Here is a 24,276-nt window from a genome sequence, read left to right on the forward strand (position 1 = left end):
TACGGCAAAAAACAGACTCTGTTCAAACCACTAACTTTAAGACAAAGTTCTGTCTTTATAAACGAGAACCAAATAATGGCCACCGTTACTGAAAAAAAGAAATCATCTGCCCCAAAGAAATTACAGCATTCAAAAGAGCGGTATCTGTTCTGGTTCGAGAACATGCTTTTACAGCGTCGTTTTGAAGAAAAAGCGGGCCAGCTTTACGGCCAGCAGAAGATCCGGGGTTTTTGCCATTTGTATATCGGTCAGGAAGCTTGTTCTTCGGGTGCTGTAACCGCGCTCAAAGAAGGCGATAAATATATTACTGCTTACCGCGACCATGGTATCCCGCTTGCATTAGGCACCTCGCCGAATGCAATTATGGCAGAGCTTTACGGAAAGAAAACAGGAACAACCAAAGGAAAAGGCGGTTCCATGCACATTTTTGATAAAGAGAAAAACTTCGTAGGCGGTCACGGGATCGTTGGTGCACAAATTCCATTGGGTGCCGGGATTGCATTTGCCGAGAAATACAACAAGACAGACAACCTTTGTATCTGCTACTTCGGTGACGGTGCAATCCGTCAGGGTGCATTCCACGAAGCGTTGAACATGGCGATGAGCTGGAAGCTGCCTGTGATCTTTGTAGTTGAAAACAATGGATATGCAATGGGTACCTCGGTAGCCAGAACGTCCAATGTAACTGAGCTTTATACGCTTGGCGAGGCTTACGACATTCCTTCTGAGCCTGTTGACGGAATGAGCGTGGAGGCAATTCACGAATCGGTATCCCGCGCTGCTGAGCGGGCACGTAAAGGAGAAGGACCCACTTTCCTTGAATTCCGGACTTACCGCTACCGTGGTCACTCGATGTCAGATCCTCAGAAATACCGCTCAAAAGAAGAGGTAGAAGAGTACAAGCACAGAGACCCGATCGAGCAAATCCGTGCTGTGATCCTCGAAAACAACTTTGCGACGGAAGAAGATCTTGAAAATATTGATAAGAAAATCAAAGACATCGTAGCAGAATCTGTTCAGTTTGCCGAAGAATCGGAATTCCCGGATCCAAAAGAAGCTTACACAGATGTTTATGTAGAGTCTGATTACCCATTTATCATGGACTAATCTGACGAATAGAGTGAGCTAAAAAAACCCGCCGGAATACTTCGACGGGTTTTTTAGGTAAATTCGGCTTTTACAGAAATGCCTGTGATCCTGTTTTTGCTTTTTTACGTAAATAGAAATTTAGTAATAGTTTAAAAATATGCCCTTAGATCAGGAATTTGATAGCGAAGAAGAAGAAGGTAAAGAGATGTCGTTTATCGGGCATCTTGAAGAATTAAGGTGGCACGTAATCCGCGCGGCTGCATCAATCCTGGTTTTCGCGATCATCGCATTTATCTACATTCAGGAAATTTACCACTACGTTATCATTGCACCGTCACAGCCGGATTTCTGGACTTACAGAATGTTGTGCAAGCTGGCAGATGTAGTTGGTTATGATGAGCTCTGCGTAAAGGCGCTGAACTTTAAGCTGCAGGTAATCGGGATGGGCGATGCATTCACAATGAGTATGACCTCTTCTGTGATTGCCGGTTTGATTTTCGCGTTTCCTTACGCTTTTTGGGAAATATGGCGGTTTATAAAACCGGGCTTAAAACCATCAGAACGCCGGTCGGCGCGGGGAGCTGTTTTCTATGTGACGTTCCTTTTCTTTACCGGGGTGTTGTTTGGTTATTACGTAGTTAGTCCGCTCGCGATCAACTTTTTAGCAAACTATACGCTGGACGAATCCATTATCAACGAATTTAGTCTCGCTTCTTATATTTCTCTGGTAGCTACTTTAACACTCGCCTGCGGCATTGCTTTTCAGCTGCCGATTGTAGTTTTTGTACTCGCGAAAGTCGGTGTACTAACTCCTTCTTTCATGCGGGAATACCGGAAGCACTCTTTTATTGTAATCCTGATTGTGGCAGCGATTATCACGCCTTCACCTGACATTTACAGCCAGGTATTGGTAGCAATTCCTTTGTTCTTGCTTTACGAGATCAGTATTGTTGTATCCGCGAATGTGGAACGGGAGAAGCTGCGTGAGGAAAAGCGACTTGCTAATCTGGGTAACACTCCGGAATAATCAGGAGATAAATTGCTTGCAGACCTCGGCCAACCGGTCGAGGTCTTTTTGTTGGTGCGCCGCGCTGATTACAATGCGGGTTACCGGCTCGGAGGAAGGCAGCGGGTAAGAAAAACAGGAAGCCATAATGCCGTTTTCCAGGAGGAAATCAGATAAACGGACGTTGTTGCTGCAAAATACCGGGTAATGTGCAATGGATTCGAACAGAGTTCCTGAATCCCTAAATAAGTTGCTGAAATGATTGATATTTTGGGTTAGAACCTGGTGCATCTGATTATATATTCCATTTTGCATAAGCTTGTTAAATGCAAATGCATAAGAAGGAGCTGGCGGCGATGCGCCTGCAAACCAGGGCGATTTGCTGAGGAAATCAATGTCCTGCTGTTCGCCCCAAACAATTCCGGCCGGTATCCCGAGCGCCTTGTTCAAAGAAGAGATAAACAAAGTCCTGGCTTTTAAAGCTGTATTCAAATACGCATTTACACCCGATCCCGCAGTGCCGCACACGCCAAGCGAATGTGACTGATCAATAATGAGCCGGCAGTTTTCCGGAGCTGAAATGTGGTTGAAAATGGAGAGGTCAAGGTATTCAGCGAAAGGAGAACCAATTGCGTCAGTACAGATGATATGGAAAGTATCACCTGCGCCTGCATTGATAAGTGATACAGTTTGATGCGCCCAGGTATTCCATTCTGCATTATTGCGTTCGTATTTGTTACCCCAAAGTGCAGGGTGAACACGCGGCGCGTAATGGTAGGTTATGGTGTCGGCCTGATCAATTGCATAAACTAAGTTTTCAATTTCCCGCATTAGAATCTGCCCAGCCAGCATTCCTGAGGATATCAGCAATGCTGCCGGCACTTCTTGCCACGCTGCAAAACGTGCCTCTGCCTCACGGAAAATACCCAGCTGCAGACTGTTATTTCTTGAACTGCCGAAGTGTGTCCCGTACCTGCTGATACCTTCGTTCAAAAATGTTTGAAAGTCGGGATTATGTCCCATTCCAAGGTAATCTGTTCCGCTAAACCACAGGTATTCTTTTCCCTTATCAGTTTTGACGGTCCGCCCGGGCAGGTGATTTGTCAGGTATAATGCCACGATCTACACGGTTGGAAATTTCAGGAGGGCGCCGCTTCCATTCCGTTGTGGAAAAACAATGCGGCCGAAATCAAATCCAACTCCGTCAGCCGGATCATTGGTGATCAGTAAAGATCCGTCCATATCAACATAGTCGAGCAGCGGCAGCAGGTGCGCAATGGAGGATATACCCACACTGGTTTCGGTCATGCAGCCTACCATTGTTTTCATACCAAGTGATTTTGCTTCGGCAATCATCCTTTTGGCAGCGGTAGGGCCGCCGCACTTGGTGAGTTTTACATTGATTCCATGAAAAAGGCCCGAACAGTCTTTCACGTCACTTTCCAGAATGCAGCTTTCATCGGCTATCACTGGCAGTGCGCATTCGGCGAATACCCTTTTCATTCCGTCGGTATCCTGGGCGGGAAGCGGCTGTTCAATGAACTCCACGCCCAGCGCTTTCAATTTTGGCGCAAATGCAATGGTCTGATCTGCTGTCCAGGCGCAATTTGCATCTACTCGGAAGATTGCATCCGTATGTCGTCGCAGTTCCTGCACGATCCGCAAATCGTCAGCCGTTCCTAACTTGATCTTGTAGATCGGCCAGGGGAGCTCCTGCATTTTGAAAACCATTTTTTCGACCGAATCAATGCCGATCGTGAAGTTGGTAAGTGGGATATTTTCGAGGGATAAGCCCCAGTTTTCATAAAGTTTTTTACCCGCCTTTTTGGCAAAAAAATCGTGTGCAGCTTCGTCCAATGCGCACTGCGCGAATGAATTTTCTTTCAGGGCCGGATGGACCAGCGCCCAGAGTTCCTCCGCAGATTGATAGTTACCCGCCTCCACGATAGCTCTCGCTTGTTCCAGGGCATCCATCATGTTATCGATCGTTACGCCGTAGTAAGGATTGGCAGTAGCTTCTCCAAGCCCGCTCGAAGTTTCATCGGCAAGCTCCACAATCAGTGTTTGCTGCACATCGCGCGAATCGTGGGCGATCGTGAAAGTATGTCTTAAATCAAGGTCGAAAGTGTGGTATATCAGCTTCATGGAGGTGAAATTTAATTGCGCATATCAAGTCCCCACGACAGTTTGTTTCTTAGTGTATTCAGAAAGCTGTCGTCTTTCATCTTGATCAGCTTGGCGGTAAAATCGGCTTTTTTGACTGTCAGCAGTGTGTTTTCATCAACAATCCTGGATCTGGCATCCAGGGAAACGAGGAAATTGTTGCTCCGGCTCTTTACTTCCAGCCTGATCAATGCGGTATCTTCTACAATTAGCGGGCGTACATTGAGGTTGTGCGGGCTGATCGGGGTTATAATAAAGTTTTGTGAATGCGGCATCAGCACCGGTCCGCCGCAGCTGAGCGAGTATCCCGTAGAGCCCGTAGGCGTTGATACAATCAGACCATCTGCCCAGTAGGAATTCAGAAATTCCTGGTTCAGATAGGTATGAACCGTGATCATTGAAGAAGTATCGGTTTTGGTGATTGTAAAATCATTGAGACCAAAATTCAACCCATCAAAAAGATCCAGGTTAGATTCAATGGCGACCAATGTCCTTTCGTCAATGCGGAATTGGCTTGTTTCCAATGCATTTACCATATCCGTAATCCGCTCGGGAGGTACTGTGGCGAGAAACCCGAGCCGGCCTGTATTGATCCCCACAGCGGGGATGAGGCGCCTTCCAACGTGCGAGACCGTTTCCAGCAAGGTACCGTCTCCGCCCATACTCACGATCAGATGCGCGTCGTACAGTTCTTGGGGCTTTTCGTAAACCAGCTCCGAGTAATGGGCTATACCCACCTGGTCTAAAAAAGCTCGGAACGTTTTTGAGAGCTGTATTTCAATTTTCCTGCGGTTCAGTTCATTGAACATGTTTTCAATAAACGGTCGGGCGGACTCATTAAAATTGCGTCCATGAATGGCTATTTTCATGAAGAAAAGTGATAATACAGATGGTTCCTTCCGAAAGATAAGCGACAAATATGCCGTTTCAAAAGTCGGCGGGAATTTGAAAGGGAAAAGAACTAGGTAGCGAGGTATCTCAAAAGCATGTCCAGACGCTCCTGGTCGAAGCTTTCGATCGGATCGTTGGCGTGTGCTTCAACGATGTCGTAACCGAAACGTTCCAGGGTTGCAATAATGGGGGTAATGCTGGTGCGGTTGAGTTTTAAAGTCAGCTGAGCTTCGTTTGTCGGGTTGTAAACCTCTCCCGAAGAATAGTAGCTGCTTAGTATTTTGGTTCCGTTGGATTCTATCAGGCGGCTGATCTCTGATAATGAATAGCTTCTTTCAGCCACTTTAAGCACGATAACCGCGCCTTTTTCCTGAACTCCAAGCTCATTGACAAAATGTTCGATCAGATCGCTCACCAGAATGCTGCCGGCGAAGCTGCGGTCTTCATGCAAAACGGGGATAATCCTCAACCCGAATTGATTTACTAATCGCAACAATTCATAAGGATGCTGGTCTTCTGAGGCGAAAATATCCTTGTGCTGAATGATGATTTTGGAAAGAACTTCGGAGCTGTCGACAATATCAAATAGGATATCCTCTGAAACGATTCCCTGATAAGCGCCAAGATCCGCGACGATCAGCTGCTTGACACCAAATTCATCCATCCAATCCAATGCCGTAGCCACCGAGTCGGTTGGTTTAAGCACAGGAATCATCGGATTTATAAGGGAAATTGCAAGCATTTTCGGAACGTCTTTTTTCGAAGCTATAAAAAAACTATATATGTATCAACTTTCGTCAAAAAAGAAATTTCCCTGAAGCTGCCTGACTTACACCATCGGCACTGAAACAGTCTTTTCTAGGAAACTCTCTAAAATCACATTGAATTCTTCGGGATGCTCCATCATAGGCGCGTGACAGCACTTATCAATGAAGTAAAGCTCCGAGTTGGCAATCAGCCTGTTGAACTCATAACCGACGTGAGGCGGTGTAATGGTATCATTCAAGCCCCAAACCAGCAGTGTAGGAACGTTGATTTCGTGTAAATCTTTTGCCAGGTTGTGTCTTTGTGCAGATTTAGCAATTCCAACGATGCTCATGCACTTCGGAATGCTGGAAGTAGTTTCAAAAACTTCATCGATCAGATCCTTGGTAGCGACCTGCGGATCATAGAAAGTATAAGCAACTCGCTCTTTGATGTAATCGTAACTGCCACGTTTAGGGAAGGAGCCTCCCATTGAATTTTCGAACAATCCGGAGCTTCCTGTCAACACGAGCTTATTAACGTTGCTTTGATTTTTCAATGTATAGAGCAAGCCGATATGTCCGCCGAGCGAATTCCCGATCACAGTGACATTTGAAAGCGCCTTAAAAGCAACGAAATCTTCCAGAAATGCGAGCAATGCTTCCAGTCCGGCTTCTCTCGGAGGCAGTTCGTAGATCGGCAAAAGCGGGATAACTACCCGGTAACGGTCAGAGAAATGGTCGATAATACCATCCCAGTTACTCAGCGCACCGAAAAGGCCATGCAAAAGCAGCAATGTTTCGCCCTTCCCTTCGTCGATAAACTGAAACCTGCCTTCTGCATGTACTGGATATTTCATGCGCTTATTGTGGATTTGGATTATGAAAAGGTATTATAAATCTGAGCTTAGAACCGATTATAACTTAAGAAAGAAACAACTGAATGATTCGGTTACTCTACAAAACTAGTTATTTTTTCAATTCGTTCAGCGTGTAAAGCAACTTCGGCAAAATCATTTTCTTGTAAATATTATATTAATATGACAGGAACTAAGTGTTTGCCATTGAATGGTGCAATTTCGTTCCGTGGTTGCTTAGGACGGGCCGCTTTTCTGACGGTAAATCCAGGGAAGTAGCGCCTTCCTTCTACAATTCTTACAAGGTAAGCGGAAGCCGTAACAAATCTTTATAAAAAACATACTGCACCTGCCGAAAGTTAGAGAGAAAATACTTTTAAGCGCATTAGAAAAAAATTAGAAAACAATTATTTCGGCGGGCTGTCACATATGGGTAAATTCTGCAAAATCGTAAGTTTTAGCTGGCTGTTGGGGTTTGTGCTGGCAGTACGTTTCAGCGCTTTTGCGCAGGAAGAAATGGTGCTTTATCCCAATGCGGTACCGAATTCAATTGCTGGTCCCGACAAGGAAACTAACAAGGATTTCATAATAAGGAATGTTTCCAAGCCCACATTAAAGGTGTTTTTACCCGATCCTGCGCTTGCAAACGGAACTGCGGTGATCGTTTGTCCGGGAGGCGGATATGGTGTTTTGGTGATCGATCGGGAGGGTTACCAGGTTGCCAAAGAATTGAACAAAATCGGGATTGCTGCATTTGTACTCAAATACAGGCTGCCTTCGGAGGAGATTATGAAAGATAAGTCCGTGGGCCCATTGCAGGACGCGCAGCAGGCAATTGCGCTGGTTCGGGAACGGGCAGCGCAATGGAAAGTTGACCCAAACAAAATAGGGATAATGGGTTTCTCAGCTGGCGGACATCTGGCTGCAACGGCAGGTACCCACTACGACAGCAGTTTTATCGCAAACCCGAAGAAGACCAGCTTGCGACCTGATTTTATGATTCTTGTGTATCCGGTCATCAGCTTTACAGACAAAATTGGGCATAAGGGATCTTCGGCAAATCTGTTGGGCCAAAATCCATCTATGGAAAAGGTGAAATACTTTTCCAACGAGCAGCAGGTGACCAAATCTACGCCTCCCGCCTACATCACGCATGCGGGTGACGACACGGTTGTTCCCGTATCAAACAGTATCCGGTTTTACGAAGCATTGAATGCAAAGGGAGTCTCCGCCGACCTGCATATCTATTCCGAAGGCGAGCACGGGTATCTTAAAGAACCTTCATTTGACGAGTGGTTTGGGAGGTGCAAGCGCTGGATGCACGTAAACGGATTGCTATCTCAGAAATGAAATCCTGCATTTGCCTTTGACAAAACTCGATCGGCAATACTGCCATATTCCGGTAAGATCTGTTTCAATGCTGCGATAATTTCGTTGGGACTGCCTGATTTCAATGCAGTGCTGAGATTCGCAAATATAATTTCAAAATTCAGGGAGCAGACTTCGTCGGAGACTGCAATGCGCATTCCTGGATGTGAAGCGGGTATTTCTGTCTCATCATCATTAAGCAGATCTTCGTGCAGCTTCTCACCGGGTCGCAGGCCGGTATAGCAGATACAGATATCCACGTGCGGTGTCAGCTTTTTCAAAGTGATCATTTGTTCTGCAACTGTGCGCACGGACACCGGTTCACCCATGTCGAAGAAAAGCAGCTTACCGTAATAGTCTGGCGAAGTCGCCTGAAGAACCAATTGACAAGCTTCATTTGGCGTCATTAAATAGCGGGTTGCCTTGGGGTGCGTAACCGTAACCGGCCCGCCGGCTTCAATCTGTCTTTGAAAGACAATAATAAATGAGCCGCTGGATCCCAGCACATTTCCGAACCGGGTGATCGTGAATTTCGTCTTTGATCTTTCCCCGGTTTGCCTGATATATAGTTCAGCCAGTCGCTTGGTGGCGCCCATTACACTGGCGGGGATAACTGCCTTGTCGGTTGATATGAAAATGAATTGGCTAACTCCATACCGAACAGCGAGATCTGCGAGGAGTTTTGTGCCAAAAACATTGGTCCGAACAGCTTCGTAGGGATGTTTCTCCATAACGGGCACGTGCTTGTATGCGGCTGCGTGAAAAAGAATTTTAGGGCGCGTCAGCTTGAAAACATGTTCCATTCTCGCCGGATCGGTGATGTCAGCGATGAAGGTAGCAAGCTTGATATGCGGAAAACGGATTTGTAAAGAAGCTTCAACTTCGGTCAGCAGCGTTTCAGACTGGTCCACGAGGATCAGGCACCTTGGGTTGAATTGACACACCTGCATCGCCAGCTCGCTTCCAATGGACCCCGCAGCGCCTGTAATCAGGATATCAGCATCACTGATCTGCTGGCGGATTGACTCATGATCTGTTTGGATTGGCTTACGGGAGAGCAGATGTTCGAGGTTGAATGCGCTTTGGTTTTCCTGAACCTGTTTGCAGGGAAGAGTTCGTGTCATTTTAATATCTGTAAGTGCCGTAGATATCCTTTTGACGTGCGGTTCGGGAAAGGGTAACAAAAAAGAGCTGCAAATTTGCAGCTCTTTTTACAAACCGGTTATTACAAAGTCTTAGATCAGGTTCTCGAATAGACCCGGAGCCAACCCAAACAAGATCGTCAGGAAAGTCGCCAGCACGAGAATAGCCTGATAGAATGGTGCAACGCGGATTTTAATAAGATCGCCTTCTTTCAAGTAAGAAGAGATGATCACACGGAAGTAGTAGTAAATACCGACAGTTGACATTAAAACTGCAATCACTGTTATCCAAATAATACCTCGCTCTGCTGCACTTGTGAAGATGAAAAATTTGCCCCAGAAGCCGGCTGTCAACGGAATACCTGCCAGCGAGAGCATGGAGACGGTAAGCACAAATGCCAATAATGGATTTTGCTTTGCCAATCCGTTGAATGCATCGTAGTATTCGTTCGGCTGACCTTCAATCGTCTTCTCTTTGGACACCAGCATCAGTACACCGAATGCACAGATTGTAGAGAGCGAGTAAGCCAGCGAATAGAAAATGATAGCGTTTTGTGATGGTTTCGACAACGCGGTTAGTGCGATCAGCAGGTAACCCGCGTGCGATATACCCGAGTAGGCCAGCATTCTTTTAAAGCTGTTCTGGCTTGTAGCGCCGATGTTACCAACCAGCAGCGTAAGTACCGCGATCGCTGCGACAACGATCCACCAGAATCCGTAAATACCCGTGAAAGAGCCGCTCAGTAAACGGTACAAGGCAGCAAATCCAGCAGTCTTTACAACTGTCGACATGAAAGTCGTGAAAATCGTCGGTGCACCTTCGTATACATCGGGAGTCCAGAAGTGAAAAGGCGCGGCAGATACCTTGAAAAGCATCCCAATCAGCAGCAGTAGCAGACCTGCATAAAGTATGTAGGACTGTGAGCCGACAGGCATATTAGATGCAAATCCTTGTATATGTTCCAATTTGAAAGAACCCGTGGCGCCGTACAGCAAAGTCATTCCGAAAAGCATAAAGCCGGTAGCAAATGCGCCCATCAGAAAGTACTTAAGGGCCGCTTCGTTGGAGCGTAGGTTACGCTTGTTGCTTCCCGTAAGCACGTACATAGCGACAGACAGGATTTCAACACCGATAAACAGCATGATTAGATGCTGAAAACCCACCATCATGAATGCACCGACAAGGGAAAATAACATTAGTCCGTAGTACTCAGCCGGTTCGGAATCTGCATTATCCTGAAAGCCGCCTGAAATTGCCACGATCATAAACGCAGAGAGCAATATGATGCCATTGAATGCCAAGGTCACATTGTCAACCCGCAGCATATCGTAGAAATAAAGTATCGGCCCTTTGTTCCACTCGGCGAAGTTGCCAGCCAGCGCTATCAACAGAAAAAATAAGGTTGCAGGCAAAAGGATATTTTTTGATTTCGAGAAACCCAGAAAGAGGGTCACGACTCCAAAAAATGACAACAGAATAATGGGGTACATATTTATACTTAGTTATTTACCAGTTGTAAAAGTTGGCTTACAGCAGGTTCGGTTAGTTTCAGAAATGTATTTGGATAAATGCCGATCCAGAAAACCATGATCACAAGCGGCAGAAGCACTGCGCGTTCACTTGCAGTAAGGTCCTGAAATCCTTCCGCCCACTTCGATTTGGGTCCAAACATTGACTTTTGGAACATGCGGAGCATATATACCGAACCAAGGATGATCGTAAGTCCGGCAATTGCACCGAGGATACCGTCGTAGTGGAAAACGCTGGATAGCAGCAGGAATTCGCCTACAAACCCATTCGTCAGCGGCAGGGCTACGCTGCCAAGCAGCAGTACCATAAAATACACGCTCAGGTGGGGAGTACTCTGCGTAATGCCGCCCAGCTGGTCGAGGTACCTTGTTTTTGTTCTTGAATAAATGATGTCAACAATGAAGAACAGACCGATTACATTTATACCGTGCGCCAGCATTTGAATTAATGCACCTTGTAGTCCATTGACAGAAGAGGAGAAAACACCTGCTGCCATTAAGCCTACGTGGGCGAAAGAAGAATAGGCGATCAAACGCTTCATATCGCTTTGCTGGATCGCGATGATAGATCCGTAGATAATTCCGATCACTGAAAGGATCATTGCTAAAAGGCCCCAGCTTTCCATTCCGGCAGGGACGATCGGCAGCAAAAAGCGGATCAAACCGTAAACACCCATTTTCAACATAATACCTGACAAAAGCATTGTTGCAGGAGTCGGGGATTCGGTATAGGTATCTGGCTGCCAGGTATGGAATGGGAAAAGCGGCATTTTGATCGCAAATGCAATGAAGAACGCCCAGAATATAAACCCTTGTACAGCCGGCGCTAATTGAAGCTGGTAAAATGCATTGATTTCAGAGGAATGCGTTCCTGGTGTTTGGTAGTAAAGATATACCAGCGCCACAAGCATGAACAAACTTCCGAAAATCGTATAAATGAAGAATTTGAAGGTCACTTTCAAACGATTTTCTCCACCCCAAACTGCAGCGAGGAAATAAACCGGGATCAATGCTGCTTCAAAGAACAGGTAGAACAAGAATGCGTCAGTCGCAGTGAATACGCCAATCAACGCGGCTTCCATAAACAGGATCAGCGAGTAAAATGTCGCAGCGTTTTTGTAAGAGTGGTTGAATGCGGAAAGGATAATCAGCGGGGTAAGAAACGTGGTGAGTAGCACCAGTACCAAACTGATCCCGTCAATGCCCGCCGCGAAAGAGATGCCTGCGTTGGTCAACCAGGCGTATTTGAAACCAAACTGGGTTCCTGCGGCAGGGTCAAATTGAAGCCAGACTGCAACCGCCAGTCCCAGCGACGCGAGTCCGCCTACCAATGCAACCTGTTTGGCAAGGCGCTCACCGGACAATAAGGTGAGAATTCCAGCCGCAATCGGTAAAAGTATTAAAAGAAGAGTAAGCATATTTCAGGTCAACGGTCAGCAGTAAATGGTGAACGGATTTAAGAGTAATATCAAAGTAAAAGCTTCCAGAACAGGATCACGACAATGCCCAGTACCATCGCAAAAACGTACTCTCCTGTTGAGCCAGTTTGTGTCTTTCTCAGGAGCCCGGCAAGAAAGCTTGTCAGCCGAACAGTTGCATTTACAAAAAGATCAATGAAGAACTCGCCGAAGCTGTACAGGATATTTGATAGTGTTTTGACAGGTTTTACGAAAACTGAGTCGTACAGTTCGTCGACATAGTATTTATTGTAAATAACGCGCTGCAATGCTGGTTTTTCGGCGGAATCCGGAGCAGGTACCGCGCCTTTTTGAACATACATTACAAAGGCAGCAATTCCAGCGATCAGGGCCGCGGCTACTGAAATGCCCATTAACATATATTCTTCCGAGTGGGAGAGTGTTGTTGCTTCAAATGCGGCAGGGTTAACTTGTCTGGCTGTATCATAAAGCGGGCTCATGAATTCGGCCAGGTGGTGTGTCCCGTGCAACGCTTCTGGTACCCCGATAAATCCGCCGACTGCCGAAAGTACAGCAAGTACGATCAACGGGATCGTCATGGAAGCGGGTGATTCGTGCAAATGATGCTCCTGCTCGTGTGTTCCCCGGAAGGTACCGAAGAATGTCAGGAAGAGCAGACGGAACATATAAAAGGATGTCATCACCGAGCCAAGCACACCCACTACCCAAAGTGCCTTGTTATGTTCAAAAACATGCGCCAGGATTTCGTCTTTCGAGAAGAAACCCGAGAATGGCGGAAGACCTGAAATCGCCCAGGTGGCAACGAAGAATGTAATGAAGGTAACAGGCAATTTCTTTCTTAAACCGCCCATTGACCGGATATCCTGCTCGTCTGACATCGCGTGGATCACACTACCGGCACCGAGGAAAAGCAATGCTTTAAAGAATGCATGCGTGATCACATGGAACATCGAAGCCGAATAAGCCATGGCGCCAAGTCCCATGAACATGTATCCCAGCTGACTTACCGTAGAGTAGGCCAGTACCTTTTTGATGTCATTTTGTAACAAACCAATGGAAGCTGCGAATAATGCAGTAGCTCCGCCGATAATACCTACGATTTCCAGTGTGGAAGGCGCCAGCGAGTAGAGGACGTTGGAACGAATCACCATGTAAATTCCCGCTGTTACCATCGTTGCGGCGTGGATCAATGCAGAAACCGGGGTAGGTCCGGCCATCGCGTCGGGCAGCCAGGTGTACAATGGAATTTGGGCCGACTTACCCATTGCTCCGATAAACAGGAATAATGTAATGGCTACAATAGCAGGATCTTCGAGTGAGAAGCTGGCTGCTTTGCTGAAAACTTCGGTGTACTCAACTGAACCAAACGTGGCAATAATGGTAAATATCCCAAGCAAGAAGCCGAGGTCACCTACACGGTTCATGATAAATGCCTTGCGGGCTGCATTGTTGTAGTTGGTGTTCTTATTCCAAAAGCCGATCAGCAGGTAAGAGCAAAGCCCAACACCTTCCCAGCCTATGAACATGATCACGTAATTCGAGCCGAGAACAAGCAGCAGCATGAAAAACAAAAACAGGTTGAGGTAAGCGAAAAACTTGCCAAATCCCTCATCATGGTGCATGTACCCGATTGAATAAACGTGGATCAGCGAACCAACGCCGGTAATGATCATCAGCATCAGCAATGAAAGCTGATCAACCTGAAAGGAGAATGGAATGCGCAGCTCGCCTACTGTAATCCAGTCAAAAAGAGGGACTACCAGCGGCTGACTTCCCGAGGCCAGGAATGCATTGAAGGTCATTACGGAAATTGCAAAGCTGGCCACCACAGCAAGGGTACCAATAATTCCAACCGCTCCTTTTGGTATTGTTTTGAATCCGAGCCCATTGATCAGAAAGCCAACAAGCGGCAATAACGGGATCAGGATAAGTAATGATGCAGACATATTTAAAATGGACTTTGATCTCTGGTTCTGAAAATGAAAATGGTTATAATCAACAGCTTACCATTTCAATTTGTTAAGAAAACCAATATCTGTATTTCTGGTATTTCGATAAATCATTACGATAATGGCTAGGCCCACAGCTACTTCGGCAGCTGCAACTGCCATGATAAAGAACACGAAAACCTGCCCGGACGGATCAGATCTGTAAGAAGAGAAAGCGATCAGCAGGAGGTTGGCAGCATTGAGCATTAATTCAACAGACATGAAAATAATGATCGCATTTCTCCGGGTCAAAACCCCGATAATGCCAATCACAAACAGTAAGGTGCTGAGAATTAAGTAGTGTTGAAGAGGAATATTCTGAATAACCGATGGTATAGTAACCTCTGGAATAGTAGGGTTTGGAATCATATCAGATTTACCTTATAGGATATTCGGTTAAAATAGTATCAAAAACAGATTTGTGGCAAAAATAGGTATAAATACGATATATCAGCGTTGGGTCAATGCCCGTAATTTGATTTCCGTCAATTTTCGTTTGGTATCCAGTGGGAATTCGCCTTTCATCATCCAATCGAAGAATGAAGGTTCATTTTTAAGGATATCGGTGACCTTTTTACCATTGTGTTTACCAAAATTAAAGACCTCTTCGCCCTTTTCGTTGAAGACCATCCTTCCTGCAAAATCAATGATCTTTGATGCCGTCAGATCGTGCAGTGCGCCTACGTCGTTTTTAATGGGTTCAGTCTCCTTACCGTGAGTGTCGGTAATCTTCATGCCCTCGTATTTGGCAATCTGGCCTTGCAACACTTCAAATGTTGCGATCGTATCGGCCTCGGCGCTATGGGCATTTTCAAGCGTCTTACCGCAATAGAATTTATAGGCAGCGGCCAGGTTGCGCGGTTCCATCATGTGATAAATGCGCTGCGCATCCACCATTTTTCGGTTTTTTACGTCAAAATCAACACCTACCCGTAAAAACTCTTCCACCAGCATCGGGATATCAAACCGGTTGCTGTTGAAACCGGCCAGGTCACATCCTTCGAGGAAAGACGCCAGGTTTCTGGCTATGCTTTTGAATGTAGGCGCGTCCTTCACGTCCTCGTCGTAAATGCCGTGTATCAGGCTGCTTTCCAACGGAATCGGCATTTCAGGATTGATCCTCCGGGTCCGGATTTCGGTTTCTCCATTCACCAGAGCCTTGACCACCGATATTTCTACAATCCGGTCACGACAAATATTGACTCCGGTGGTTTCAAGATCGAAAAAAGCAAGCGGCTTTTTCAGACGGAGGGTATGCATAAGGCTACTCTAATTTGATTCAGCGACCCGAAGTTACGTCGAAAGCCCAGACAGCGCAAGAAAGGCAGTTGTTTGGAAAGATTATAAAAAGTCGAACTGGGCTGGTGTGATTAGACCAAAATTAACAACTAATCCTCCATCCAGCCAAACGACTTGCTCACCGCTTTTTTCCAGCCTAAATGATATTTCTCGCGGGTAGCTGCGTCCATATCCGGGTTCCAGGTGTGTGCGATTGCCCAGTTCTTTTTAAGCTCTTCGGTGTTTTGCCAGTAACCTACCGCTAGTCCGGCTGCATAAGCTGCACCTAATGCGGTAGTTTCTGCAACTGCCGGAGCTACAACCTGCGTATTCAGAATGTCCGACTGGAATTGCATCAGCAGCTGGTTTGCCACCATTCCGCCATCAACCCTTAAAGACGCGAGCTTAATGCCTGAATCCTGCTCCATAGAACGCACTACGTCCACAGTCTGGTAGGCAGTAGCTTCCAAAACGGCCCTCGCAATGTGCCCTTTATTCACATATCTGGTTAATCCTGCAATTACGCCTCGGGCGTCGTTCCGCCAGTAGGGCGCATACAATCCGGAGAATGCAGGTACGAAGTAAGCGCCTCCATTGTCGGCTACTGTTCTCGCGAGCGTTTCGATATCGCTGCTGTTCTGGATCAAACCCAGGTTATCACGAACCCATTGCACCAGCGCGCCGGTCACCGCTACGCTGCCCTCCAATGCATATTGAACCGGCTGGTTTCCGAATTGGTACGAGATGGTCGTCAGTAGTCCGTGTTCAGATGTTTTCAGTTCGCTGCCTGTATTCATTACCAAAAAACAACCGGTACCGTATGTATTTTTCGCCATTCCCGGTTCAAAACACGTTTGTCCCACCAGCGCTGCATGCTGGTCGCCCAGGTCGCCTGCCACTGGCACGCCGGGCAGGATCTCATTGGTCACGTGGCCGTAAACTTCGCTGCTGCTTTTGATTTCAGGAAGCATTTTTTCGGGGATGTTATACGCTTCGAGCATGCTGGCATCCCACTGCAAAGTACGCAGGTTCATCAGCTGGGTGCGGCTTGCATTTGAAACGTCGGTCACGTGAATGCCGCTTTGGGTAGAGCCTGTCAGATGCCAGATCAGGAAGGTGTCTATGTTCCCGAACAGCGCCTCGCCTTTTTCTGCATCTTCGCGCAGCCCGTCCACATTATCCAGCAGCCATTTTAATTTCAATCCGCTGAAATAAGTTGAAACTGGCAAGCCGGTGATATCCCTAAACTGATTGAGCCCGCCTTCTCTTTCGTATTTAGCAACAAGTTCGGTTGTCCGGGTATCCTGCCAGACCAATGCATTATAGTAAGGTTTGCCTGTCCTTTTGTTCCAAACTACCGTGGTTTCGCGCTGATTGGTAATGCCGATCGCTGCAATATCCGCTGCTGTGGCCGACGCATTGATCCTCGCAATTGCGATTACTTCCAAAGTATTCTTCCAGATCTCAACAGGATTGTGTTCCACCCAGCCCGGTTGCGGATATATCTGCTCGTGTTCTTTTTGCCCCACGGAAACAATATTCCCGCTATGGTTAAAAAGAATGCAGCGCGTGCTGGTTGTTCCCTGATCGATTGCAGCGATATATTTGGACATAATGGTATTTTGATTGGCTTAAATTGAAGTAAAGTCAGTAAGTAGTGAAAATTAACTGATCAGGACAAAACAGAATCTAATTTTATCTTTGTCAAAGAACCCTCTTTACACACCAGTCAACATGAAAAAAGTAAAGGTCAGAAAAGCTTTTTGGGCAATTTTGTCTGTATTGCTGCTGCTACTGCTCCTTGATCTTGCATTCCCATTCAAACCCAAAATCAGCTACGCCACTCAGGTTACCGACAGGAAAGGGAAAGTGATCCACGCGTTTTTGAGTGATGATGAAAAATGGCGGCTTTACACGGCATTGCCGGAGATTACCCCATTGCTTAGCAAAACGCTGATTTATAAGGAAGACCAATATTTCTATTACCATTTTGGTGTCAATCCGTTTGCGGTTGCACGCGCTGCGTTCAGGAATGTTTTTTCGGGTAAAAGGACGTCCGGCGCATCCACGATCACTATGCAGGTAGTGAGGCTGATGCAACCGCGCGAGCGTACTTATTCCAATAAACTGATAGAAATGGCGCGGGCAGTGCAACTGGAAGCGCATTATTCTAAAAAAGAGATCCTGCAATTCTACGTCAACCTGATTCCTTACGGTGGGAATATCGAAGGGATTAAATCAGCAGCACTGCTGTATTTTGGTAAATCGCCCCAGCTACTGAGCCTGGCGGAAATCACAGCATTGACAATCGTCCCGAACCGACCGTCCAGCTTACGTCCGGGCGCCAAAAATGATGCATTGCGACTGGCCAGAAATAGCTGGTTACAAAGATTTGAACAGGAGGGTTTATTTGAAAAAAATCTGATTGAAGATGCTTTACAGGAACCTTTGCAGGTGAGGAGACTGCACGCACCACGTCACGCGCCGCACTTATCTCTTAGGCTCAAAAAGCAGTTTTCTGGTCAGCCTATTATCGCAACTACCGTCAATTTTCAATCACAAAAGCAGATTGAAGAGCAGGTTTATAATTTTATCAACCGCCGTAAGCTGATGAATATTCACAATGCGGCTGTGCTCGTCGTGAATAACGAAACGTTGGAAGTAGAAGCTTACGTCGGTTCGGCGGACTTCAATAATCCCTTCGACGGCGGACAGGTGGACGGGATCAGGGCAGTGCGCTCGCCGGGTAGCACTTTGAAGCCGCTTTTGTATGCCACAGCATTTGATAAAGGGATAATTACTCCCAAAAGTGTACTGAATGACGTACCGGGAAATTTTAGCGGATACGAGCCTGAGAACTTTGACCAGCGGTTTAATGGTCCGGTTACCACGGAATTTGCATTGGCCAACTCACTGAATATTCCTGCGGTCCGGGTTTTGAAGGAAATCAGTACCCCCGCATTGATCGGCAAACTCCGAAAAGCAGGTTTTAAAACAGTAGACAGGCAGGCCAAAGATCTGGGATTATCGCTGATCCTGGGGGGCTGCGGCGTAACATTGGAAGAATTAACACGCCTTTTTGCCGCATTTGCAAATAGAGGAGAACTCCGGCCGCTGAGGTATGTAAAGCAATCAGATCGGGTCAAGGGAGAAAACATCGTATCTGCGGAAGCGGCCTTTCTGGTAACGGGCATTCTGACCAAAATTACCCGCCCCGACTTACCTACCAATTTTGACAATACTTATCATTTACCAAAGATTGCCTGGAAAACAGGTACCTCTTACGGAAAGCGTGACGCTTGGAGCATTGGTTATAATAAAAGGTACACGGTTGGGGTTTGGGTTGGCAACTTTTCGGGTGAGGGAGTACCGGAGCTGAGCGGGGCCAAAACCGCGACGCCGCTCCTGTTTTCTATTTTCAATGCATTGGACTACAACTCACCAAGGGGCTGGTACCAGTCTCCGGCAGATATTTCTACCAGGCTGGTCTGCCCGGCAACAGGCGACATTCCTTCGGAGTTTTGCACGCACTCAGTACCAGGCGAGTACATTGTAGGTGTATCCAATTTCCGGAAATGCCAGCATTTGCGCTGGGTTTTTACAGATTCTGCGGGCAAGATTTCTTATTGTACTTATTGTCTTCCTGAGAATGGATTTGAAAAACAAGCGTATCCTAACCTCGCGCCTGAATTGATCACATTTAATGAAATGCAGAAAATACCCTATCAAAAAATTCCGCCGCATAATCCAAAGTGTGAGCGGGTTTTTCACGATGGTGCTCCATTAATTGTGAGTCCAAATGAGGGAAGTGAATATTACATCCGGAAAGATGAGCCGCAGCAGTTACAGCTGGCTTGTCAGGCGGCGAATGATGTGGAGGAAGTTTTCTGGTATATCAATAATAAAATGACCCGAAAGGCAAAACCGCATGAGGCCGTTTTCATCAGTCCGCCGCCAGGTAGGGTAAAGATCTCTTGCAGCGACGATAAGGGAAGGAATTCTGATGTGTGGATTACAGTGAAGCGGATGTAAAAAGTGATTAATTTTTGTCATTAATTGGCACTGGTGGTTATTTGCAGTTATTAGTTGTCTTATAGGTCAGATCTGAAAAAAATTCCGATCTACACCAAACAACCAATGACTACAAATGACAATAAATAACTATAAACGCCACCCTTACAATGCTTCTCCCGCTGCTTCCTGGTAGAGCACCTGCACCAATGTTTGTCCGACTGCTTTCAACGTGTTTGGATCAATATTCTCCATGTCATCGTGGGCTGTGTGCCAATCCGGGAAGAATGTAAGCAGCGTGGAATTGCGGTTTGTGTGGATAATGTCGATCATCGGAATGCGGGCGATTTCGTTTACAGGTACGTGATCATCGGTCACTGATGAGCCGCGTTCATCTATGAAATAGTTGTTGTAACCCAGTCTGCTTGCTGTTGTCCAAACCTGGCGAACCACATCTTCTGCAAATTTCATGGAAAGGCCTTCTTTCGAGAAAGTAGCTCCTTTGGCACCCACCATATCCAGTAATACTCCAAAATATGCTGTGTAATTAGGTACGTGCCTGTTGGTAGCCCAGTGCTTGGACCCCAGACAAAAACCGCTGTAATCCATGTCTGTCTGCGTTTCCGTACTTCCCCAATCTTCCGCATCAAAAAAGATGATATCCACGCCAATATCCGGTTTGCTCGGCTGTGCTGCCAGTAAGCGGGCGATTTCCAGCAATACGCCCACGCCGCTTGCACCATCGTTTGCGGCGAGCACGGGTTTGTTTTTAACAAGAGAATCCTGGTCTGAGAATGGGCGCGAGTCCCAGTGGGAAGTAAGCAAAATGCGCTTGGATGCAGTCGGATTGAAACTTCCGATAATGTTGCGTGCATTCAGTTTGGTACCGTCATAAGTAGTCGCAGTAAATGGTTGCTCCATTACCTGCAAACCGTATTTCTTTAATGTAGCTACGAGGTAATCGCCGCATAGCTGGTGAGGTTTTGAATTGGGTACCCGGGCGCCAAAGTCAACCTGCTTCTGGATAAATGCGTAGGCAGAATCTGCGTTGAACGCAGGACTCGCGACGAGCTTGGGAGCAGCAGCTTCGGTAGTTTGTTCCGAGCTGGTGTTGCTCTTACAGCCTGCAATTAAGATAGAAAAGCAAAAAAGGTAACTGAATGATTTGAAAACCAGGTTCTTAGAAAGAAATAGCATCTCCGATTTTGATATTGTTGCGTTCACTGAAACCTGCATTTACTTCTACTACATATTGAGCACTTCCATTGGAAGGAATGCCCTCGTCGGAGTAGGGTTTGGTGTTGGCAGCGATAGATATGATTTTTTTATTCTCATCCACGTAGATGATATCCAGTGGAATACTGGTGTTGTGCATCCAAAAGCTTTGCGGCTCCGACTGCTCAAAAATGAATAGCATGCCCACAGAATCCGGGATGTAGGGCCGGTACATCAAACCCTTCGCGCGTTCATTTTCGTTTTCGGCAATTTCTACATCAATCTTTTTATACTTCTGTCCATTTTTCCAGAATGTGACCTCGCCTTCTTTGACAAATGTCGGTGCATTATCAGCGGGCGCGACATTCGTTTCCTCTACTTTCGGTTTGTTCAAATACGGAGCAAGCAGGTAGGCCGCGCCGCCTAATAAGAACACGCCGAGTAAAATGTAAGCGAATATCGATTGCCGGTTTCTCATGATTATTCCTCGTAAGCCCAGTCAACCCTTACTTTGGTGTCGCGGATCACAAGGCCCTGATTTTTAAAATAAGAACGGATTTCGTCAACCTTTTCGTAGTTCTGCAGCATTTTAAATTCCCGGTACAATTTCAGCATACCGTCCAGAATTGCGTACCCTTCTGCAAGCTCTTCTTTCAGGCCCAGCACATCTTCGAAAAATCTTACGAAATTATCTTTCAGGCTGTTGAAGGATTCTTCGCCGATAGCTGCCGGCTTCAACTGCCCCATATTGAGCATGTTGATGTATTTGAGCATATTAAAAAGGTTGGCGAATGCTACTGCGGTATTCAGGTCGTCATTCATAGCCGCGTAAAACCCGTCGATTGCCTTTTGGATATCAGCTTGTTTGTTCTCGTCTACGGCAACTCCTTCCTCATGCGAATAAGTCAGCAGTTTGGCATTGCGCAATCCGTTTGCAAGTCTTTTATAGCCTTTGTGCGCAGCTTTCAGGGCCTCATTCGAAAAATCAAGCGTGCTCCTGTATTGGCTTTGCAGCATGAAAAAGCGAACTGTCATAGGGCTGTAAGCCTGATCGAGCAACTCGTGGCTGCCAGAGAAAAGCTCCGAGGGCAGGAAAGAGTTATTGAGCGACTTGGACATTTTTTGTCCGTTTACTGTCAGCATATTGGTGTGCATCCAGTAACGCACCGGCTCTTCGCCCGTCAGCGATTTGCCTTGCGCAATTTCGCATTCGTGGTGAGGGAATTTCAGGTCCATTCCGCCGCCGTGGATATCAAACTGCTTTCCTAAGTACTTCTTGCTCATGCAGGTACATTCGAGGTGCCAGCCGGGGAAGCCCATTCCCCAGGGTGAATCCCATTGCATGATGTGTTCCGGACTTGCTTTTTTCCACAATGCAAAATCGAGCGGGTTGCGCTTTTCAGCTTGTCCGTCGAGCTCGCGGGTTTCATTCAGCAGGTCTTCTATAATGCGACCAGAAAGCTTACCATATTCATTTCCGCCAGCCTGGTATTTATTAATGTCAAAATAAACAGATCCATTCGATTCGTAAGCGGCGCCCTTTTCTATCAGTGCCTGTACTGCTTCGATCTGCTCGATCAAATGGCCGGTTGCGGTAGGTTCAATACTCGGAGGCAAAAGATTGAAAATGGCCGAAACATCGTGAAAATCGTTGGTATAGCGCTGCACGATTTCCATTGGTTCGAGCTTTTGGAGTTTTGCCATTTTCCCGATTTTGTCTTCCCCTTCGTCACCGTCGCCCACCAAATGGCCTACGTCGGTTATGTTGCGGACGTATCTTACTTTATAGCCGATGTGGGTCAGATATCTGTAAAGGATATCGAAAGACAGGAAAGTGCGGATATTTCCCAAATGCACATTATTATAAACAGTCGGACCGCAGACGTACATACCTACATACGGAGGAGCAATGGGCGCGAACACGTCTTTTTTTCGTGTAAGCGTATTAAATAATCTAAGCGGCTGGAAAGTTTGTGCGGTCATTTATATGGGTACTTACTAATAAGGATTCGAAATTAACGCTGGGTTTTGGCGAGCCGTGTTTCCACCCAGTCGATTATCTTTTCTGCTTCTGAAAGTCCAACGGAGGCAATCTTTGCACTTTTGCTTCCCTGATAACCCATATTAATATGCAGTATTTCGTAAGCAGTGGTAAATTTTGCTAGCAAGCTTTTGTCAACGCGACTCAGTTCATATTGATACCATTCGGCGCTTTTCGGCGTCTTCTTATTTTTCTCACCAAGAAATTCGTTCAGAGCCAACAAAATACCTGTATATGCCGTATGGCCTGCAATCTTGACATACTTCTTGTCCTGGTAGAGGCCATCCTGTTTTTTGGCATTATTACTAAGAAAATCTTTGGCATTATCAATGTGTCTGCGTGCTTCTGAAATCGCTTCCATAGATCAGTATGTGTTTATAGTGAAGAGGTAAAATGGATAAGAAACAAAAATAAGAAATTACAAATGATTGATTGGCAATCACTGAGATATTGAAGTTCGCCAAAAGATGCTATTCGACTGTTTTGATTATCTTCGCTACGTTTTTTGAATTAATAAGAAGTTTGAAACTAACTTAAAATCAATACAGTACTTATTTATGAGCTTACTTACCGTAGGATCTGTTGCATTTGATGCACTCGAAACGCCGTTTGGAAAAACAGATAAAATTATCGGAGGCGCGGCCACTTACATTACACTATCCGCATCTTATTTTACAAAAGATAACAACCTGGTAGCAGTTGTCGGCGGCGATTTTCCAGCGGAAATGATCAGTCTTTTGCAGGATCACGGCATTAATACAGAAGGACTTGAAATTGTTCCGGACGGAAAGACATTCTTCTGGTCGGGCAAGTACCACGAGGATATGAACACGCGCGACACGCTTGTTACGGAGCTGAACGTAATGGAACATTTCGATCCGATTATTCCTGAATCGTATCAGGGGACCGAGTTTCTGATGCTGGGTAATACAGTTCCTGCCACGCAGCGGCTTGTCATCGAAAGAATGGCGAAACGTCCTAAGCTGATCATGCTAGATACCATGAACTTGTGGATGAACATTGCGCTGGAGGATTTGAAGGAAACATTGAAGCTGGTGGATCTGATCACCATCAATGATGAAGAAGCGCGCCAGCTTTCAGGAGAATATTCGCTGCGCAAAGCTGCGAAGAAGATTATGGAAATGGGCCCGAAAACGTTGGTTATCAAGAAAGGAGAACACGGCGCATTGTTGTTCCAGGGCGATCGCATTTTCTTTGCACCTGCATTGCCGCTGGAAGAAGTATTCGATCCAACCGGTGCGGGAGATACATTTGCCGGCGGATTTATCGGCTACCTCGCGAGCACTGACGATATTTCATTTGAAAACATGAAACGCGGCATTATCTACGGTTCAGCGATGGCGTCATTCTGTGTTGAGAAATTTGGTACTGAGCGCCTGGTGAACCTTTCCCGTGAAGAAATCAATGCGCGGGTGCAGGAATTTGTGAACCTGAGCAGCTTCGAGATACAAAAAGTATTTAGTTTAAAGTTTATGAGTCTATAAGTAAGGATCA

The 24,276-nt window shown here is 46.3% G+C and carries 21 protein-coding genes; 5 read left to right on the forward strand and 16 right to left on the reverse strand.

Annotated features, from left to right (window positions below; translation table 11 throughout):
* Window positions 1–75: 75 nt before the first annotated feature.
* Both pdhA and tatC read left to right on the forward strand, forming a co-directional pair.
* Window positions 76–1,107, forward strand: a complete 1,032-nt coding sequence (pdhA, locus tag Q369_RS0119380; protein WP_031529438.1) for a pyruvate dehydrogenase (acetyl-transferring) E1 component subunit alpha — start codon at window positions 76–78, stop codon at window positions 1,105–1,107.
* A 139-nt stretch (window positions 1,108–1,246) separates the two neighbouring features.
* Complete coding sequence (tatC, locus tag Q369_RS0119385) at window positions 1,247–2,116, forward strand: twin-arginine translocase subunit TatC (protein ID WP_031529439.1); 870 nt, start codon at window positions 1,247–1,249, stop codon at window positions 2,114–2,116.
* Here the strand turns inward: tatC and Q369_RS0119390 are convergent, their stop codons facing one another.
* The 5 genes from Q369_RS0119390 to Q369_RS0119415 all read right to left on the reverse strand — a co-directional run bounded on the left by Q369_RS0119390 (window position 2,117) and on the right by Q369_RS0119415 (window position 6,752).
* Window positions 2,117–3,214: a pyridoxal phosphate-dependent aminotransferase family protein gene (locus Q369_RS0119390; RefSeq protein WP_031529440.1), complete on the reverse strand. Its 1,098-nt coding sequence runs from the start codon at window positions 3,212–3,214 to the stop codon at window positions 2,117–2,119.
* 3 nt (window positions 3,215–3,217) lie between these two features.
* Window positions 3,218–4,240 (reverse strand): dipeptide epimerase, encoded by a 1,023-nt coding sequence (locus Q369_RS0119395; protein ID WP_031529441.1) that lies wholly within the window; start codon window positions 4,238–4,240, stop codon window positions 3,218–3,220.
* An 11-nt stretch (window positions 4,241–4,251) separates the two neighbouring features.
* The gene (locus tag Q369_RS0119400; protein WP_031529442.1) at window positions 4,252–5,127 is read right to left on the reverse strand and encodes an NAD kinase; all 876 of its coding nucleotides are present in this window, start codon (window positions 5,125–5,127) and stop codon (window positions 4,252–4,254) included.
* A 92-nt stretch (window positions 5,128–5,219) separates the two neighbouring features.
* Window positions 5,220–5,891, reverse strand: a complete 672-nt coding sequence (locus Q369_RS0119410) for a CBS domain-containing protein (RefSeq protein ID WP_031529443.1) — start codon at window positions 5,889–5,891, stop codon at window positions 5,220–5,222.
* 87 nt (window positions 5,892–5,978) lie between these two features.
* Window positions 5,979–6,752, reverse strand: a complete 774-nt coding sequence (locus Q369_RS0119415) for an alpha/beta fold hydrolase (RefSeq protein WP_031529444.1) — start codon at window positions 6,750–6,752, stop codon at window positions 5,979–5,981.
* 426 nt (window positions 6,753–7,178) lie between these two features.
* On the opposite strand from Q369_RS0119415, the gene Q369_RS0119420 reads away from it, so the two are divergent.
* Complete coding sequence (locus Q369_RS0119420; protein ID WP_031529445.1) at window positions 7,179–8,099, forward strand: alpha/beta hydrolase; 921 nt, start codon at window positions 7,179–7,181, stop codon at window positions 8,097–8,099.
* On the opposite strand, the gene Q369_RS0119425 is transcribed toward Q369_RS0119420, so the two are convergent.
* The 7 genes from Q369_RS0119425 to glpK form a co-directional block, all read right to left on the reverse strand.
* Window positions 8,090–9,241, reverse strand: a complete 1,152-nt coding sequence (locus Q369_RS0119425; protein ID WP_051664152.1) for a UDP-N-acetylglucosamine 4,6-dehydratase — start codon at window positions 9,239–9,241, stop codon at window positions 8,090–8,092. The genes Q369_RS0119420 and Q369_RS0119425 overlap by 10 nt on opposite strands.
* 111 nt (window positions 9,242–9,352) lie before the next feature.
* Window positions 9,353–10,750, reverse strand: a complete 1,398-nt coding sequence (locus tag Q369_RS0119430) for an NADH-quinone oxidoreductase subunit N (protein ID WP_031529447.1) — start codon at window positions 10,748–10,750, stop codon at window positions 9,353–9,355.
* 8 nt (window positions 10,751–10,758) lie between these two features.
* The gene (locus tag Q369_RS0119435) at window positions 10,759–12,207 is read right to left on the reverse strand and encodes a complex I subunit 4 family protein (protein ID WP_031529448.1); all 1,449 of its coding nucleotides are present in this window, start codon (window positions 12,205–12,207) and stop codon (window positions 10,759–10,761) included.
* A 50-nt stretch (window positions 12,208–12,257) separates the two neighbouring features.
* On the reverse strand, window positions 12,258–14,174 hold the full coding sequence (nuoL, locus tag Q369_RS0119440) for an NADH-quinone oxidoreductase subunit L (RefSeq protein ID WP_031529449.1): 1,917 nt from the start codon (window positions 14,172–14,174) through the stop codon (window positions 12,258–12,260).
* 57 nt (window positions 14,175–14,231) lie between these two features.
* On the reverse strand, window positions 14,232–14,585 hold the full coding sequence (nuoK, locus tag Q369_RS0119445) for an NADH-quinone oxidoreductase subunit NuoK (RefSeq protein ID WP_031529450.1): 354 nt from the start codon (window positions 14,583–14,585) through the stop codon (window positions 14,232–14,234).
* A gap of 81 nt (window positions 14,586–14,666) precedes the next feature.
* Complete coding sequence (locus Q369_RS0119450; RefSeq protein ID WP_031529451.1) at window positions 14,667–15,476, reverse strand: 3'-5' exonuclease; 810 nt, start codon at window positions 15,474–15,476, stop codon at window positions 14,667–14,669.
* Window positions 15,477–15,604: 128 nt separating this feature from the next.
* Complete coding sequence (gene glpK / locus Q369_RS0119455) at window positions 15,605–17,107, reverse strand: glycerol kinase GlpK (RefSeq protein ID WP_031529452.1); 1,503 nt, start codon at window positions 17,105–17,107, stop codon at window positions 15,605–15,607.
* Between the two features lie 121 nt (window positions 17,108–17,228).
* Here glpK and pbpC point away from each other — a divergent pair, with 121 nt between their 5' ends.
* The gene (gene pbpC / locus Q369_RS0119460; RefSeq protein WP_157488248.1) at window positions 17,229–19,526 is read left to right on the forward strand and encodes a penicillin-binding protein 1C; all 2,298 of its coding nucleotides are present in this window, start codon (window positions 17,229–17,231) and stop codon (window positions 19,524–19,526) included.
* Window positions 19,527–19,670: 144 nt separating this feature from the next.
* Here the strand turns inward: pbpC and Q369_RS0119465 are convergent, their stop codons facing one another.
* The 4 genes from Q369_RS0119465 to Q369_RS0119480 are packed head-to-tail and all read right to left on the reverse strand — an operon-like array spanning window position 19,671 to window position 23,122.
* Window positions 19,671–20,702 (reverse strand): M28 family peptidase, encoded by a 1,032-nt coding sequence (locus tag Q369_RS0119465; protein ID WP_031529454.1) that lies wholly within the window; start codon window positions 20,700–20,702, stop codon window positions 19,671–19,673.
* Window positions 20,686–21,198 (reverse strand): DUF192 domain-containing protein, encoded by a 513-nt coding sequence (locus tag Q369_RS0119470; RefSeq protein WP_031529455.1) that lies wholly within the window; start codon window positions 21,196–21,198, stop codon window positions 20,686–20,688. Before Q369_RS0119470 ends, Q369_RS0119465 begins: the two co-directional genes overlap by 17 nt.
* Window positions 21,199–21,200: 2 nt before the next feature.
* Window positions 21,201–22,703, reverse strand: coding sequence for a cysteine--tRNA ligase (gene cysS / locus Q369_RS0119475; protein ID WP_031529456.1), 1,503 nt, complete (start codon window positions 22,701–22,703; stop codon window positions 21,201–21,203).
* 32 nt (window positions 22,704–22,735) lie between these two features.
* Window positions 22,736–23,122: a DUF5618 family protein gene (locus Q369_RS0119480; RefSeq protein WP_031529457.1), complete on the reverse strand. Its 387-nt coding sequence runs from the start codon at window positions 23,120–23,122 to the stop codon at window positions 22,736–22,738.
* A gap of 196 nt (window positions 23,123–23,318) precedes the next feature.
* Between Q369_RS0119480 and Q369_RS0119485 the strand changes: the two genes are divergently transcribed.
* A complete protein-coding gene (locus Q369_RS0119485; RefSeq protein WP_031529458.1) occupies window positions 23,319–24,266 on the forward strand; it encodes a PfkB family carbohydrate kinase in 948 nt (315 codons plus the stop codon).
* Window positions 24,267–24,276 lie beyond the last annotated feature (10 nt).

The sequence above is a fragment of the Dyadobacter crusticola DSM 16708 genome (genome assembly GCF_000701505.1).
Classification (GTDB): domain Bacteria; phylum Bacteroidota; class Bacteroidia; order Cytophagales; family Spirosomataceae; genus Dyadobacter; species Dyadobacter crusticola.